This window comes from Psychrobacter sp. H29 (assembly GCF_059073055.1).
This window is the reverse complement of record NZ_JCACRY010000001.1, coordinates 1717973-1734438: the sequence shown is the minus strand read 5'-3', so window position 1 is coordinate 1734438 and position 16466 is coordinate 1717973. Positions and strand designations below refer to the sequence as shown.

Below are 16466 nucleotides of genomic sequence, written 5' to 3'. Positions count from 1 at the left end.
TGAGCATGTGCAAAGTCGGCTCACTAGCGATGGCAAGCCATATAGTACAAGGTCTAAAGGATTCTAAAAAAAATAATAAGTTCAATATAACAACAAAAAGTATGCCAATGGTATAAATCCCAAAATTTTTATTTTACTTGTGGGTCATCATTAGACAATGAAAACTGTTGGGTGTTGTCTCTATAATAAAAAGACATGATGGTAAACAATCCATCATTTATTAAATTGATAGTCTTTATTCTTGATAGTAAATAAGTCATAGAATAAGGGTTTTTTGTCCCCTGTGCTTTTTGAAAATGCGTTGAGGGTATTAAGGGTAAGTCATTATATATAAGTAAGGAGACGATATGAAAATCGGTGTAATCAGTGCAGATATCGCGAGCGAAAGCCGTGTCGCACTAACCCCAGACGCGGTCAAAAAATTGCGTAAACTTGGGTTTGAGGTCGTCATACAGTCAGGTGCCGGTCAAGCAGCATACTATGCTGACGACATGTATCAGGCTGCTGGTGCCGATATTGCCAATAGCAGCACCGAGGTCATTACCCAGTCTCAAATTATTACCACCGTTAATGACTTGACGACGGAGGCTACCCAAAGCCTATCATCGGGTCAGATCGTCATTGGCATGTTGGATCCTTATCGCAATACTCAGCTTGATACCTATGCATCCAAAGGCACAACCGCTTTTGCTATGGAATTGTTGCCACGTACGCTTTCACGTGCCCAAAACATGGACGTCTTGTCATCACAGGCCAACCTCGCCGGCTACAAAGCAGTGCTGCTAGCAGCCAATGAATACTCTCGTCCATTTCCAATGTTTATGACCTCAGCGGGTACGGTCAAGCCAGCCAAAGTGGTTATCTTGGGCGTTGGTGTTGCGGGCCTACAGGCGATCGCCACCGCAAAACGTTTGGGTGCCGTCGTAGAAGCCAGCGATTTGCGTCCTGCGGCAAAAGAGCAGGTCGAATCACTTGGCGGAAAATGGCTTGATGTACCAATGAGTGAAGACGAAGCGCAAAAAGCCAAAGCAACAGGCGGCTATGCGTGGACCCCATCAGAGCAATACATCAAAGATCAAGCCGCTGTCGTTGATAAAGCACTCAGCAATGCTGACATCGTCATCACAACCGCGCAGATTCCTGGTCGTCAAGCACCGCGTTTAGTGCACGGGACAACGCTTGCCAAAATGAAGGCAGGCTCAGTCCTGATCGATATGGCTGCTGGTACTGGTGGTAACGTCGAAGGCAGTCTACCTAACGAGACCGTCACCACAGATAACGGCGTACGTATTGTTGGTGCTGCCAACATCCCATCGATGCTTGCAGCGCAGTCATCAGATCTATATGCCAATAACCTTGTCAACTTTATCACGACGTTGATCAAGCCTGCTAGCGATGACGCGCCAGCAAACGATCTGTCGCTTAACTTAGACATGGAAGACGAAATTCAGGGCGCACTGGCAGTGACACATGACAGTCAGGTACGACTAGCCAAGCGCTAGGTTCGACTGCCTATCACGATATGTTTTGTCACTATACATTTGCCAGTAATGAATAAATTTTTAGGAGGATAAGATGATTGCCACTATTTTAGCTGCAGCGCCAGCTGGTGCGGCCATGAGTAGCACACCATTTGTAGCGATTTTCACCGTATTTGTACTCGCTATTTTTGTCGGATATTACGTCGTTTGGGGCGTTACCCCTGCATTGCATACGCCCTTGATGGCGGTAACCAATGCATTATCAAGTATTGTCATCGTAGGTGCGATGCTGCAGACCGTTCATATTGACGGCTCGATGTTCACACCAACCAGTTTGCTTGGTGCCTTTGCTGTATTTTTGGCCAGTATTAATATTTTTGGTGGCTTTGCCGTGACTGAGCGTATGCTTGCAATGTTTAAACCCAAAGTAAAAAAAGCACCAGTAGCAACCACTGATGTTGGAGGTGACGCATGAATGATTTCTCAACAATGATTGCGGCAAATGCTGATTGGTTCTACCTAGTTGGTGCCATTCTCTTTGTATTAACGCTACGTGGTCTATCTAGCCCAAAAACCGCTATCCGTGGTAATCGTTTCGGTATGGCAGCAATGGCTATCGCTGTTGTGACGACGTTCTTTTTAGCAGAAGGTCCTGTTCTTTGGCTCATTATCGGGGCAATGATTTTAGGCGCCCTCGTTGGTATGTGGAAAGCGAAAACAGTCGCGATGACACAGATGCCAGAAACCGTTGCGTTGATGCATTCATTCGTCGGTTTGGCAGCGGTAGCGATTGCTCTCGCCACAGTATTACATACTGAGCAGCAGCATGGCGCGGTGGCCCGTGTTGAGCTATTTATCGGTTGCTTTATTGGTGCGATCACATTCTCAGCGTCTGTTTTTGCCTTTGGTAAACTGGCAGCGAAAAGCTGGGCTAAGACACTGGTCGGCGGCTGGGTAAAACCCGTTCAAGCGCTATTGTTTATTGCTATGATTGGTTTTGGTGGCGTATATTTCGTCACAGACTCATTACCAGCGTTTTATACAATGGCAGTGATTGCGGTTATCTTTGGTTGGATGTGGATTGCGCCAATCGGTGGCGGTGATATGCCAGTGGTGGTATCACTATTGAACTCGTTTTCTGGTTGGGCGGCAGCGGGTATTGGTTTTACCCTTGGCAACTCAATGTTGATCATCGCAGGTTCGCTGGTCGGTTCATCAGGTGCGATTTTGTCTTACATCATGTGTAAAGCCATGAACCGCTCATTACTCAATGTGTTGTTCGGTGGTATGGGTACAGGCGCTGTTGCCGCAGGTGGTGATGATGGTGCACCCAAAAACTACAAAGCAGGATCAGCAGAAGACGCAGGGTTCCTTATGTCTAATGCCAGCAACGTGGTTATCGTACCGGGTTATGGTATGGCACAGGGCCGTGCACAGAATGCAGTAAAAGAGCTATACGAGCTATTAAAAGAAGAAGGCGTCAATGTTCGTTTTGCGATTCATCCTGTCGCTGGTCGTATGCCAGGTCATATGAACGTACTATTGGCAGAAGCTGACGTGCCTTATGATGATATTCTAGAGATGGATGAGATCAACTCAGACTTCGCGAGCACAGACGTGGTCCTAGTTATCGGTGCAAACGATGTTGTAAACCCATCTGCAAAAGATGATCCGACGTCGCCTATTTTTGGTATGCCTATTCTAGAAGCCAGCAAAGCCCAAACGGTCATGGTTATCAAACGCTCAATGAGTACGGGTTACGCCGGTCTGGATAATAGCTTGTTCTATATGGACAAAACCATGATGATCTTTGGCGATGCCAAGAAAATGGTAGAAGAGATGGTACGTAGTATCAATGGTGGTGGTCACTAATCGCTAAGGCATGTGTTTGATCATAAGCATTTACCCATAAGTTTTTAGATAAAGCCAAACAAAGCAAAATAAAGCCAAACAAAGAAAGTCACTCAGGTGGCTTTTTTTGCGTTAAAGTGGCCTGCGTTTATGGCGGGGTTATAAGCTGGTGTCAATGCCTATCATCAGCAATTATAAATACAATGAAATAAGAGAAAGATTTATGAATATGTTACTGCGTTTTTTTATTATGGTCAGTCTGCTCAAACAACAGCTCAAGCATCAACCGACGAGCGAAACAATTAGCTTAGAGACATTGACCGCGCCGACCGTCCGTCATTATCGCGTATTGCCTCATGACATGGGTTTCCGTGATCATCTACCCAATTATCGTTATCTGTCGTTTATTGAACTAAACGTGACACGTTGGGTAAAGGCATGCTGTCATCAAAAAGACATCAAACCTCTAAACTGGGTCATTGCCATGCAGGAGATGATTTATCTCAAACAAATTAAATTTTTGGACAAGATGACGCTGAGCAGTGCAGTTGCAGGCTGGGATCATAAGTACGTCTATTTCGAGCATCGCTTTTTTGTAAAAAACCAGTTGATGGGCGTTGGTATGACTAAATTTGTATTCACCGATGATACCGGCATGCGTACGCCAGAAGTGCTAGATATGACAGGTGAGCAGTTGACGGATACCATTAACACATGGAACGAGCACCAAGTCGCTGTCAAATCAGCCAAGTCAGCATAAAGGACACCAAAAACAGTACCAAGAAACCGCCCCGAAAACAGTGTCGCAAAGCAACTTGGCTATAATCATTTGATAAATTTTGGTAGGATAGAGCCCATCAAGTCGTCGATATCAAGGCGACTGTACTATGTTTAAAATAATTATTTCAAAACTCTCAAAGAATAAGGTACCGTTATGATCCCGCAAAAATTAAAATGGACAGACAGCTTAGATATCGCAATTGAGCTATATGAAAAGTTTCCTGAGACTGATCCGCAGTACATACGCTTTACTGATTTGCACCGCTGGGTGACTGAGCTTGAAGGCTTCGATGATGATCCACAACGCTCAAATGAAGGCATCTTAGAAGCCATTCAAATGAACTGGATCGATGAAGCAGACTAATCGACTTAGTCTGTAAGCATAACTATAAATAAGAAATTAAACCAACAGATATAAAGGGCCGCATCATGACATCACAAATTAAAGAGCTACCAGAAGCGATAGCGTGTAGCGGTATCAGCGTGCGTACCACTAATAACGCTGAGATTAGCCATGATACTGCCAAACTGGGCAGATTATGGCAAAAGTTCTACCAAAATTATGCGGGTGAACTGCCTGAAGGTGAAGATATCTATGGCATCTATCACAACTACGAAAGCGATGATCTAGCAGGGGCGTTTGACGTTGTTGCCAGCTGGAAAACTGCCAGCGAGCAAGATGGTCAATTAGACAGCTCAGATAGTAAAATTGCGGCTAACATGAGTGATGTGGTAGAAGTAAATATACCTGCAGGAAAATACTTGGTATTTTCTGAAGAAGGGCACATGCCTAATACCGTCATGAATGCATGGGAGAGTGCTTGGGAATATTTCAATACGCCAGACTGTGAGCATACCCGAACATTTAATGTGGATTTTGAGCATTATATCGGTGGAAATTTAGAGTACGGTCAAGTTGATGTGTATATTGGTATTGAGTAGGGCTGTTATATTCTTTATAAAAGCAAGCTAGTATATAAATACGCAAAAAAGCGCTACATTCGCATACGATGTGGCGCTTTTTTACTTTGAATCTCAGTAATTAATCTAACAGTAAATTTTCTAAAATACCCTCATAAATCTGTGCAAGTTTACCCAAATCATCGACTTCTACCTTTTCATCAACTTGATGAATCGTCGCATTACGGACACCAAGCTCGACGACTTGTGCCCCTGTTGGCGCGATGAAGCGACCATCAGATGTACCGCCAGAAGTTGATAGCGTGGTATCGACATCGGTGACTTTTTTGATGGCGTTTTGGCAAGCTGAGACCAGTTTTCCTTCAGGAGTCAAAAACGGCTGACCAGATAATTTCCAATGAATATCGTAGTTTGCCTTGCTATCAGCAAAATATTTGTCAAAAATAGCATGCGTTTTTGCCTTTAGTTCATCTTCAGTGGTTTCAGTTGAAAAACGGAAGTTAAAGACAATGTCTAACGTTTCAGGGATGACATTGGTTGCACCTGTGCCGCCGTTGATGTTTGATATTTGCAATGACGTGGCTGGGAAGTAGTCATTGCCATTGTCCCATGCAGTCGACGTCAGCTCCGCAAGGGCAGACATCGCCGCATGAATCGGATTAGATGCCAGATGTGGATAAGCAACGTGACCTTGCTTACCTGTGATCGTAAGCTCTGCACCCAATGAACCACGACGACCGTTCTTGATGATATCGCCTAACGTATCGGTACTTGATGGCTCACCAACGAGACAGTAGGTGATTTTTTCTTGCCGCGCTTCTAAAGTCTCTATCACTTTAACCGTGCCATTGATTGACGGCCCTTCTTCATCTGAGGTGATTAAAAAAGCAATAGAGCCATTGTGCTCAGGATGATTGGCAACGAAGCGCTCGGCGGCGATAGTAAAAGCGGCAATGCCCGTTTTCATATCGGCTGCGCCACGTGCCCATAGATATCCATCAGCAATGGTTGGGGTAAACGGAGGGTATGTCCAGTTTTCTTCATCACCCGTTGGTACCACGTCTGTATGACCAGCAAAACAAATCACGGGATCAGTCGTACCACGGCGCGCCCACAAGTTTTTGACTTCAGCATGCTCGCCCTTTGCTTGTCTATCACCATAGTACATAAACTCGCAATCAAAGCCTGCTTGCTCCAAACGCTCTGACAATATATCTTGGCAACCATCATCGTCTGGTGTCACTGAAGGGCGCTCTAACAGCGCAATACTCAAATCTAAGGTTGCTTGCTGGTGAGTCGTGTGTTGAGACGTGCTTGTTTGGTTGTGAGAGTCAGACATGAATAAGCCTTTTGTATAATAAGTAAAATATTAAATATAAATGAGTAAAGAAGGGGAGTTGTTAAACTTCTACTTCGACAAACGGGACAAGGCCATCACGGCGCATCCAAGTGGCAATAGAGTAGCGTTGGCGATAGGCAGTTTGTACTTGGTGACGTAAATCACTGTCAAAGATAATGAGTCTATTGGCAACTGGCATCACTTCATGGTGAACACCATATTTATCCACGACTTCTAGGGCGCCACCATCGGTGGTTTCCCAATCATCATTAAGATAAAACACTGCCGAGATCACTCGTTCATCGCGTCCAGCAGGATTGTCACTATGCCATTGATAACCGAAGCCAGTCGGATAGCACGCATAATGCGCTTCACTATGGCGAATACCCGCGAACAAGCTACGATTAAATAATGAAGCCAGCGCATTGATGCTTTGTAGATAGTAATAGCCTGCAAAGAAGTTTTCGGTAATCCAGCGTATTCTATCACCGCGAATATCACTGATGCGAACGCCAGCGGTCAGCTCTGCATCACGATAGTCAATAAAACCGCTTTCTGCTTGTAGCGCGAGCAATGCGGTACTATCAAAAACCTCATCAATGATCAGCCAGCCATCAGCGACAAAGGTATCAAGTTTTTGGTCCGTTAGCTTTTGTTCCCAGTCCACCGCAAAGTCAGACATTTGCAATACGTGCTGAGTAGGAATTTCTTGGCTATCATTATGAGTGTCTGGCAGCAGTAATGGTGGATTGTCTTGACCTATCGGATGATCAACGACCAGTGCTGTCGTGCTCAAGTTGCTAATAATCTGTGTCATTTCATCTCATTATTATCAATCAGCTGTCAATATACCGGCATTCAATGCATTTTTATTGAAAGTGCTTACTAAAACCACATTATCTTTTACTCTGCCTATGCTACCATAGATGCAATTTTTCTTATTTAAACTTTTGAGATTATGAACTATAAACACGCCTACCACGCTGGTAACTTTGCTGATGTGGTTAAACACATTTTATTGGTACAACTGCTTAACCAACTGGGGCAGAAAAACAAACCGTTTTATGTGCTTGACGCTTATGGCGGCCGTGGACTGTATTCACTGAGTAGTGAAGAATCACGTAAGACAGGTGAGGCTAAAGGCGGTATTCAAGCTTTTTTGAAAGCAGATACTGAAAAAGCACCAGCTGCTGTCAAAGATTATATGGAAGGCATCAAACAAGCCAAATTCACATATGATAATAAAGTCTACCCTGGTTCGCCATGGTGGGTAGCCCATCACGTCGAAAAAAGCGCGGCTAAAAAGCCTGATGCTGGCGTGCGTGCTGAGGCGTTTGAAGCCAAAGCGACTGAATACGATGCGTTGAACTATCAGCTACATAAGCTGCCAATTGGTATCCAGCATCGTGATGCTTTTGAAGGTATCACCGCTGTTATTCCACCAAAAGAAAAGCGCGGTTTGATTTTCCTTGATCCGCCTTATGAGCAGGAGCACAAAGATTTTACGCGCCTCATCGATTTATTGGTTGCGGCTTATAACAAATGGCCACAAGGCACTTATGCGCTTTGGTTCCCAATCAAAAACATCGAAGCCGTAGAGCTTTTTTATAAAAAGCTCAAACGTACTGAAATGAGACGTCAGCTGGTTTGTGAGCTAAATATTTATCCTAATGATGTGGCGGTTGGTCTGAATGGTACCGGTCTGCTGGTTATCAATCCACCATGGCAGTTTGATAACCATGCACGTGAGATATTACGTTTCTTGCAGCCAGTACTAAAAGTAGAGGACGCGCCAGACTTGACACCTGATAGCGCGACCAATGTGCGCTGGCTCGTTGGCGAATAAAAGCGTCAGCAAATAACGGTGTCAGTGAATAGCAGTAGCGGCCAATAAGGATATTAAGATGACAAATGTGCAACCACCTACTGGCCAATCCCATAATGAGACAGTGAATGATGGTTTATTACAAGATAATGCAGCCACTCAGCCACCGTTTGTTGATGAGCATGATTTTAATATACGCTTAGCAAACAACGATAACTATGATGGCTTGACCTTTGAAGTCGTTGAAGCTGAAGTGGCTGAAGGTAAGCGGGTCGTTAGTCGCGGTGTCTATTTAGCGCCCAACTTGATTACAACTTTGTCACTGTTATCAGGTTTTTACTCGATTTTAGCGAGTACCCAAGGCGAGTTTTACAAGGCTTCTTTAGCGATCTTCTTATCTGCTATTTTAGACGGGGCAGATGGTCGCGTTGCTCGTATGCTAAATGCGCAAAGCCCATTTGGTGAACAATATGACTCATTAGCCGATATGCTAGCGTTTGGTGTGGCACCTGCTATTTTGATCTATAGTTTTGCGCTACAACCATTGGGACGCATTGGTCTCGGCTGTGCTTTTGTGTTTACCGCTTGCGGTGCCTTTCGTTTGGCGCGATTCAATGTGCAGATTGGCGCTGTGGACAAAAAATATTTTGTCGGATTGGCAAGTCCACTTGCAGCTATCTTAGTAACCTCTGCTGTTATGGTGGCAGTCGATCATAACGAGTGGATTGGACAGTATGATACCGCTGTCATGTTCTTGTTTGCAGCATGGGTAGTGACTTGCGGTTTGCTCATGGTCAGTAATGTCAAATATTATAGCTTTAAGGAATTTGATAAAAAGAAAGTGCCTTTTGTTGTTCTTATCATTGGTGTACTTGTTATGAGTATCGTACTTTATGATATTCCAGTTGGTATCTTAGCTATTGGTATCATATATGCGCTATCAGGCATCGTTACTACGATTAAGACAAAAGTAAAAGGCTAACAGTATTTCTAATGTATATATCAAAAGGTACTTACCGTCAGGTAAGTGCCTTTTTTATGCGCTCTATATAATGGATTAGAAAATTTATTGCGATGAAAAGGCCTAGTCTGTAGATATAAAAGCTTACTTAGTGAGCTCTATAGCCATAGAAACAAGTTAGGTGGGTAAAATCCTGCTTATAGAAAGCAACAAAGATTATTTATAGACTTTCCTTGCGTTCTCAATAGATGTGCGTATAATGCCACCCAGTCGAAAGGGAAGTGGTTTACTGATTTGAACGATGTAGATTGTTTGAATTAAATAGAAAATACTTCTTGACTAAATAAATAAAGCGTCTATAATACGCCCTCATCGGACGGACTAGCGGCAGCTAATATGTAGTTTACATATTAATAACGCAGTTAACCTGGTGAAACAAATTATAAAAAGTCTTGACAAATCAAATCATTATGATAAGATAGTCGGCTCGCTAGATAGCTTAACCGGAGACGGAAAAGCTGTATAGCAAAAGAAATACCCTATATATCGATGACTGGACGACAGTGATTGAGACTATTTAAAAGCATAACTAAAGAACAACTTGTGTGGATTTTTGCTGATTCAGAATGCTAAAAAATAAAGTTGACTATCTTTTCTTTTCGGAAAGATTATTAACTATAAAAATTATCATTTAAGACAGCAGAAAAACTCAAAGTTAATTCATTACGAACATAATTTTTAGCGATTTTGCCAGATTAGATGAGCCAAGTTTAGAAGCTTCTTTAAAGAGCTTCATAGCAAGATTAAACTGAAGAGTTTGATCATGGCTCAGATTGAACGCTGGCGGCAGGCTTAACACATGCAAGTCGAGCGGAAACGATGATAGCTTGCTATCAGGCGTCGAGCGGCGGACGGGTGAGTAATACTTAGGAATCTACCTAGTAGTGGGGGATAGCACGGGGAAACTCGTATTAATACCGCATACGTCCTACGGGAGAAAGGGGGCAACTTGTTGCTCTCGCTATTAGATGAGCCTAAGTCGGATTAGCTAGATGGTGGGGTAAAGGCCTACCATGGCGACGATCTGTAGCTGGTCTGAGAGGATGATCAGCCACACCGGGACTGAGACACGGCCCGGACTCCTACGGGAGGCAGCAGTGGGGAATATTGGACAATGGGGGAAACCCTGATCCAGCCATGCCGCGTGTGTGAAGAAGGCCTTTTGGTTGTAAAGCACTTTAAGCAGTGAAGAAGACTCTTCGGTTAATACCCGGAGACGATGACATTAGCTGCAGAATAAGCACCGGCTAACTCTGTGCCAGCAGCCGCGGTAATACAGAGGGTGCAAGCGTTAATCGGAATTACTGGGCGTAAAGCGAGCGTAGGTGGCTTGATAAGTCAGATGTGAAATCCCCGGGCTTAACCTGGGAACTGCATCTGAAACTGTTAGGCTAGAGTAGGTGAGAGGGAAGTAGAATTTCAGGTGTAGCGGTGAAATGCGTAGAGATCTGAAGGAATACCGATGGCGAAGGCAGCTTCCTGGCATCATACTGACACTGAGGCTCGAAAGCGTGGGTAGCAAACAGGATTAGATACCCTGGTAGTCCACGCCGTAAACGATGTCTACTAGTCGTTGGGTCCCTTGAGGACTTAGTGACGCAGCTAACGCAATAAGTAGACCGCCTGGGGAGTACGGCCGCAAGGTTAAAACTCAAATGAATTGACGGGGGCCCGCACAAGCGGTGGAGCATGTGGTTTAATTCGATGCAACGCGAAGAACCTTACCTGGTCTTGACATATCTAGAATCCTGCAGAGATGCGGGAGTGCCTTCGGGAATTAGAATACAGGTGCTGCATGGCTGTCGTCAGCTCGTGTCGTGAGATGTTGGGTTAAGTCCCGCAACGAGCGCAACCCTTGTCCTTAGTTACCAGCGGGTTAAGCCGGGAACTCTAAGGATACTGCCAGTGACAAACTGGAGGAAGGCGGGGACGACGTCAAGTCATCATGGCCCTTACGACCAGGGCTACACACGTGCTACAATGGTAGGTACAGAGGGCAGCTACACAGCGATGTGATGCGAATCTCAAAAAGCCTATCGTAGTCCAGATTGGAGTCTGCAACTCGACTCCATGAAGTAGGAATCGCTAGTAATCGCGGATCAGAATGCCGCGGTGAATACGTTCCCGGGCCTTGTACACACCGCCCGTCACACCATGGGAGTTGATTGCACCAGAAGTGGATAGCTTAACCTTCGGGGGAGCGTTCACCACGGTGTGGTTGATGACTGGGGTGAAGTCGTAACAAGGTAGCCGTAGGGGAACCTGCGGCTGGATCACCTCCTTATAGATGGCATTCGGTCAGCAAGAATTCACAACAAGTTGTTCTTTAGTTTAAGCTTACGTTTTAGGACGTATTAGGGTCTGTAGCTCAGCTGGTTAGAGCACCGTGTTGATAACGCGGGGGTCAGTGGTTCGAGTCCACTTAGACCCACCATTTATATAATGGGGCCATAGCTCAGTTGGTAGAGCGCCTGCCTTGCACGCAGGAGGTCAACGGTTCGACTCCGTTTGGCTCCACCACTACTTTAGTTAAGCTTAGAGTGCTAAATAAAAATAGGTATCAAACAGAAACAAGTGATTTATTAAGATTACTTCTTTCTGTTTTATACAGAATCTGTGACTCGACGAGAGCATAGAGACTATTTAAAAACATAGATATGAGTCTGGGTTAGGAAGAGCGTGTTCACGCGCACTTCTTAACCTTAATAACTCACCTCTTAACGACATCAGTTGTTATCCCAGGGGTGAGTTATTAAAAAAGTAAAGAGAACTGAATCAAGCGTATAAACATAGGTGATATCGTTATCATAATTAGATTGTATGACACTTTGGAGTCGAAAGACTACTTGGGGTTGTATGGTCAAGTAATGAAGCGCACATGGTGGATGCCTTGGCAGTCAGAGGCGATGAAAGACGTGACAGCCTGCGATAAGCTTCGGGGAGGCGGCAATATCCTGTGATCCGGAGATTTCTGAATGGGGAAACCCACTTACCATAAGGTAGGTATCCTAATTTATTAGGAAGCGAACGAGGGGAAGTGAAACATCTCAGTACCCTTAGGAATAGACATCAATTGAGATTCCCCTAGTAGCGGCGAGCGAACGGGGAGAAGCCGATTAGTACTAATGTAGAAGAACAGCGTGGGAAAGCTGACCGTAGTAGGTGATAGTCCTGTATTCGAAACATTAGCATTAACATATTAAGTAGAGCGGGGCACGAGAAATCCTGTTTGAAGATGGGGGGACCATCCTCCAAGGCTAAATACTCCTGACTGACCGATAGTGAACCAGTACCGTGAGGGAAAGGCGAAAAGAACCCCTGTGAGGGGAGTGAAATAGAACCTGAAACCGTGTGCGTACAAGCAGTGGGAGCCTACTTGTTAGGTGACCGCGTACCTTTTGTATAATGGGTCAGCGACTTATATTCTGTAGCAAGGTTAACCGTTTAGGGGAGCCGTAGGGAAACCGAGTCTTAATAGGGCGTCTAGTTGCAGGGTATAGACCCGAAACCGAGTGATCTATCCATGAGCAGGTTGAAAGTGCCGTAACAGGCACCGGAGGACCGAACCCACTGTCGTTGAAAAGCCAGGGGATGACTTGTGGATAGGGGTGAAAGGCTAATCAAACTCGGTGATAGCTGGTTCTCCCCGAAAGCTATTTAGGTAGCGCCTCGGACGAACACCATTGGGGGTAGAGCACTGTTTCGGCTAGGGGGTCATACCGACTTACCAAACCGATGCAAACTCCGAATACCGATGAGTGATATCCGGGAGACACACAGTGGGTGCTAACGTCCATTGTGGAGAGGGAAACAACCCAGACCGCCAGCTAAGGCCCCAAATTCCTAGTTAAGTGGGAAACGAGGTGGGAAGGCATAGACAGCTAGGAGGTTGGCTTAGAAGCAGCCATCCTTTAAAGAAAGCGTAATAGCTCACTAGTCGAGTCGGCCCGCGCGGAAGATGTAACGGGGCTCAAACTAGGAGCCGAAGCTGCGGATTTGAATTTGTTTTCAAGTGGTAGGGGAGCGTTGTGTAAGCCTGTGAAGGTGTGTTGTAAAGCATGCTGGAGGTATCACAAGAGCGAATGCTGACGTGAGTAACGATAATGCGAGTGAAAAGCTCGCACGCCGGAAGATCAAGGGTTCCAGTCCAACGTTAATCGGGGCTGGGTGAGTCGACCCCTAAGGCGAGGCCGAAAGGCGTAGTCGATGGGAAATCGGTTAATATTCCGATACTTGTTTATAATGCGATGGAGGGACGGAGAAGGTTATGTCAGCCTGGCGTTGGTTGTCCAGGTGAAAGGATGTAGGTTTATAGCTTAGGTAAATCCGGGCTATTTTATACCGAGATCTGATAGCAAGCTGTACTTGTACAGCGAAGTGGCAAATACCATGCTTCCAGGAAAAGCTTCTAAGCAATAGTTATAAACGAATCGTACCCTAAACCGACACAGGTGATCAGGTAGAGAATACCAAGGCGCTTGAGAGAACTCTGCTGAAGGAACTAGGCAAAATGGTACCGTAACTTCGGGAGAAGGTACGCTGTTGGTGGTGATAGGACTTGCTCCTTGAGCTGCTGGCAGTCGCAGATACCAGGCTGCTGCAACTGTTTATTAAAAACACAGCACTCTGCAAACACGAAAGTGGACGTATAGGGTGTGATGTCTGCCCGGTGCTGGAAGGTTAATTGATGGGGTTAGCGTAAGCGAAGCTCTTGATCGAAGCCCCAGTAAACGGCGGCCGTAACTATAACGGTCCTAAGGTAGCGAAATTCCTTGTCGGGTAAGTTCCGACCTGCACGAATGACATAATGATGGCAGCGCTGTCTCCAGCAGAGACTCAGTGAAATCGAAATCGCAGTGAAGATGCTGTGTACCCGCGGCTAGACGGAAAGACCCCGTGAACCTTTACTACAGCTTTACATTGAACTTTGACCTGACTTGTGCAGGATAGGTGGGAGGCTTTGAAGCCGAGACGCTAGTCTTGGTGGAGCCAATCTTGAAATACCACCCTGGTCATGTTGGGGTTCTAACTCAGGTATAACAATACCGAGGACAATGTATGGTGGGTAGTTTGACTGGGGCGGTCTCCTCCTAAAGAGTAACGGAGGAGTACGAAGGTGCGCTCAGACCGGTCGGAAATCGGTCGTAGAGTATAAAGGCAAAAGCGCGCTTAACTGCGAGACCCACAAGTCGAGCAGGTACGAAAGTAGGTCTTAGTGATCCGGTGGTTCTGTATGGAAGGGCCATCGCTCAACGGATAAAAGGTACTCTGGGGATAACAGGCTGATACCGCCCAAGAGTTCATATCGACGGCGGTGTTTGGCACCTCGATGTCGGCTCATCTCATCCTAGGGCTGAAGCAGGTCCTAAGGGTATGGCTGTTCGCCATTTAAAGAGGTACGCGAGCTGGGTTTAGAACGTCGTGAGACAGTTCGGTCCCTATCTACCGTGGGCGTTGGAAATTTGAGAGGATCTGCTCCTAGTACGAGAGGACCAGAGTGGACGAACCACTGGTGTTCGGGTTGTCATGCCAATGGCATTGCCCGGTAGCTACGTTCGGATGGGATAACCGCTGAAAGCATCTAAGCGGGAAGCCCACCTCAAGATTAGATTTCCCTAAAGAGCCGTTCAAGACTAGGACGTTGATAGGCAGGGTGTGGAAGCACAGCGATGTGTGTAGCTAACCTGTACTAATTGCTCGTTTGGCTTGACCATACAACACCCAAGTGGTTTGTACCAAGTCTAATTATCTGTCACAGACAGAACATTTCGATATCACCTTTAACCTTGATTCAGTTAGGTTACGTGATACTTATCAAAAGTCACACTAAAAACAGACTCATATCTAACCCCCTTTGCTGACGACAATAGCGCGATGGCCCCACCTGATCCCTTCCCGAACTCAGAAGTGAAACATCGTTGCGCCAATGGTAGTGTGGTTCGCCCATGTGAGAGTAGGTCATCGTCAGCTCCTTATACTTAAAAAGAGTCATCCTTAATTGGGTGGCTCTTTTTTTTATCTTTTATTCCTAGTGACCTACGCAGAAAACGCTATTTAAAGCGTTTTCTCTTGCGCTGCCTGGCAAAGCAATGCTTTGCTTTAACGGCGCTCAGGTCATCGTCAGCTCTCTATTCTAAAGTAAAAGCCCCCTCCGCGTTAGCGAAGGGGGCTTTTCTTTGTCTATAGTTTTGTTTCTACTTTAGTCAACCTCATTAGTTATCTCTACCTAGTTACTTTCTCTATCCATGTCCCATGTTATTGCATGTTTTTATTCTTATACTTGTTTTTTGCCTAATTTTGGCTATCTATTATTAAGACTCATCAGACCACAATCTACTTTTACATTTAGATTGTTGCTTATCCATATTAGTGTTAAATTTACTCAACAATAAGTGGTTATTTAAAAGAGTAAAATATGAGTACTGATAAACTCCCTCCCAATGTTGGTGTCTCAGATAAAGTCATTCTTTTCGATGGCGTTTGTAAGCTATGTAACGTATGGAGTAATTTTATCCTTAAGTATGATAGTAAGCAGATCTTCAAATTGTGTAGTGTGCAATCAGAAGAGGGCCAAGCAATACTGCTTTATTTCGGGCTACCTACCGACTCTTATGAAACTATGCTCTACGTAGAAGGTAACCAGTCCCTCCAAAAGAGTAATGCTTTTTTTCAAATAATGGCAAAATTAGGTTATCCATGGAAAATAGTTTGTGTTTTTGGGATTATTCCAATACCTATACGAGATTGGATGTATGACCGTATCGCATTGAATCGTTATCGTCTGTTTGGTAAATATGACTACTGTGCTCTACCATCGCCAGAGAATGAGGCACGTTTTTTAAATGCAAAAAGATAAGCTTGCTCATGTCTCGTTCATTAGCAGAGTTCTATTGGGATTTTTATTTATTTATCACGGCTTGGTGCCCAAGATATTATGGTTGAGTGCAGTCGAAGTACACTTGGTCTCGATTAGTGGTCTTGGTGTACCTGCCAAGACTATCTCACCATTAGCGGGTATTGGTGAGATAGTCTTGGGTTGTGCAATTATATTTCTCAATAAGTCTAACACTCCTGTTTATATAGCCGCAGCTATTCTACTCTTGCTATTACTCTTTGTAGCTGTAGCAAGTCCAATGTATTTGATAGGTGCATTTAATCCCGTTACGACCAATGTTCTAGGTTTGGTTTTTTGCTATCTGATTTTATTTATAGGTAAAGCATAAATGAAACGCTGCTTTGCTGTCTTTA

At 44.9% G+C, this 16466-nt stretch carries 12 protein-coding genes, 2 tRNA genes and 3 rRNA genes; 15 read left to right on the top strand and 2 right to left on the bottom strand.

The window, feature by feature from the left end; translation table 11 throughout:
- Positions 1 to 347: 347 nt before the first annotated feature.
- The 6 genes from AC5JP1_RS06820 (at position 348) to AC5JP1_RS06795 (ending at position 5054) form a co-directional block, all read left to right on the top strand.
- Positions 348 to 1502: a Re/Si-specific NAD(P)(+) transhydrogenase subunit alpha gene (locus tag AC5JP1_RS06820; protein ID WP_319052034.1), complete on the top strand. Its 1155-nt coding sequence runs from the start codon at positions 348 to 350 to the stop codon at positions 1500 to 1502.
- A 115-nt stretch (positions 1503 to 1617) separates the two neighbouring features.
- Complete coding sequence (locus AC5JP1_RS06815; protein ID WP_319052069.1) at positions 1618 to 1956, top strand: proton-translocating transhydrogenase family protein; 339 nt, start codon at positions 1618 to 1620, stop codon at positions 1954 to 1956.
- On the top strand, positions 1953 to 3353 hold the full coding sequence (locus tag AC5JP1_RS06810; protein ID WP_443526898.1) for an NAD(P)(+) transhydrogenase (Re/Si-specific) subunit beta: 1401 nt from the start codon (positions 1953 to 1955) through the stop codon (positions 3351 to 3353). The genes AC5JP1_RS06815 and AC5JP1_RS06810 overlap by 4 nt, the downstream gene beginning before the upstream one ends.
- 202 nt (positions 3354 to 3555) lie before the next feature.
- Positions 3556 to 4092 carry an acyl-CoA thioesterase gene (locus AC5JP1_RS06805; RefSeq protein ID WP_493843607.1) on the top strand — a complete coding sequence of 179 codons (537 nt, stop codon included), beginning with the start codon at positions 3556 to 3558 and terminating at the stop codon, positions 4090 to 4092.
- 174 nt (positions 4093 to 4266) lie between these two features.
- Positions 4267 to 4476, top strand: a complete 210-nt coding sequence (gene iscX / locus AC5JP1_RS06800; RefSeq protein WP_201572234.1) for a Fe-S cluster assembly protein IscX — start codon at positions 4267 to 4269, stop codon at positions 4474 to 4476.
- A gap of 65 nt (positions 4477 to 4541) precedes the next feature.
- Positions 4542 to 5054 (top strand): GyrI-like domain-containing protein, encoded by a 513-nt coding sequence (locus AC5JP1_RS06795; RefSeq protein ID WP_493843606.1) that lies wholly within the window; start codon positions 4542 to 4544, stop codon positions 5052 to 5054.
- Positions 5055 to 5154: 100 nt separating this feature from the next.
- Here AC5JP1_RS06795 and dapE read toward each other — a convergent pair whose 3' ends face one another.
- Together dapE and AC5JP1_RS06785 are read right to left on the bottom strand one after the other, a co-directional pair.
- On the bottom strand, positions 5155 to 6372 hold the full coding sequence (gene dapE / locus AC5JP1_RS06790; RefSeq protein WP_493843605.1) for a succinyl-diaminopimelate desuccinylase: 1218 nt from the start codon (positions 6370 to 6372) through the stop codon (positions 5155 to 5157).
- Between the two features lie 61 nt (positions 6373 to 6433).
- Positions 6434 to 7189 carry a 2OG-Fe(II) oxygenase gene (locus tag AC5JP1_RS06785; protein WP_493843604.1) on the bottom strand — a complete coding sequence of 252 codons (756 nt, stop codon included), beginning with the start codon at positions 7187 to 7189 and terminating at the stop codon, positions 6434 to 6436.
- 141 nt (positions 7190 to 7330) lie between these two features.
- Here AC5JP1_RS06785 and AC5JP1_RS06780 point away from each other — a divergent pair, with 141 nt between their 5' ends.
- The 9 genes from AC5JP1_RS06780 to AC5JP1_RS06740 all read left to right on the top strand — a co-directional run bounded on the left by AC5JP1_RS06780 (position 7331) and on the right by AC5JP1_RS06740 (position 16441).
- Positions 7331 to 8218 (top strand): 23S rRNA (adenine(2030)-N(6))-methyltransferase RlmJ, encoded by an 888-nt coding sequence (locus AC5JP1_RS06780; RefSeq protein WP_319052029.1) that lies wholly within the window; start codon positions 7331 to 7333, stop codon positions 8216 to 8218.
- A 58-nt stretch (positions 8219 to 8276) separates the two neighbouring features.
- Positions 8277 to 9179: a CDP-diacylglycerol--serine O-phosphatidyltransferase gene (pssA, locus tag AC5JP1_RS06775; RefSeq protein ID WP_443526903.1), complete on the top strand. Its 903-nt coding sequence runs from the start codon at positions 8277 to 8279 to the stop codon at positions 9177 to 9179.
- A gap of 784 nt (positions 9180 to 9963) precedes the next feature.
- Positions 9964 to 11502: ribosomal RNA gene (locus AC5JP1_RS06770) — 16S ribosomal RNA — on the top strand.
- Between the two features lie 73 nt (positions 11503 to 11575).
- Positions 11576 to 11652 (top strand) — tRNA-Ile (locus AC5JP1_RS06765).
- Between the two features lie 10 nt (positions 11653 to 11662).
- Positions 11663 to 11738: transfer RNA gene (locus AC5JP1_RS06760), tRNA-Ala, on the top strand.
- 338 nt (positions 11739 to 12076) lie between these two features.
- Positions 12077 to 14932, top strand: a 23S ribosomal RNA gene (locus AC5JP1_RS06755).
- Between the two features lie 142 nt (positions 14933 to 15074).
- Positions 15075 to 15188: ribosomal RNA gene (gene rrf / locus AC5JP1_RS06750) — 5S ribosomal RNA — on the top strand.
- The 16S, 23S and 5S rRNA genes sit together here with 2 tRNA genes alongside, the layout of an rRNA operon.
- 445 nt (positions 15189 to 15633) lie before the next feature.
- Positions 15634 to 16074 (top strand): thiol-disulfide oxidoreductase DCC family protein, encoded by a 441-nt coding sequence (locus AC5JP1_RS06745; protein WP_493843603.1) that lies wholly within the window; start codon positions 15634 to 15636, stop codon positions 16072 to 16074.
- On the top strand, positions 16061 to 16441 hold the full coding sequence (locus AC5JP1_RS06740; protein WP_493843602.1) for a DoxX-like family protein: 381 nt from the start codon (positions 16061 to 16063) through the stop codon (positions 16439 to 16441). Before AC5JP1_RS06745 ends, AC5JP1_RS06740 begins: the two co-directional genes overlap by 14 nt.
- Positions 16442 to 16466: the final 25 nt, after the last annotated feature.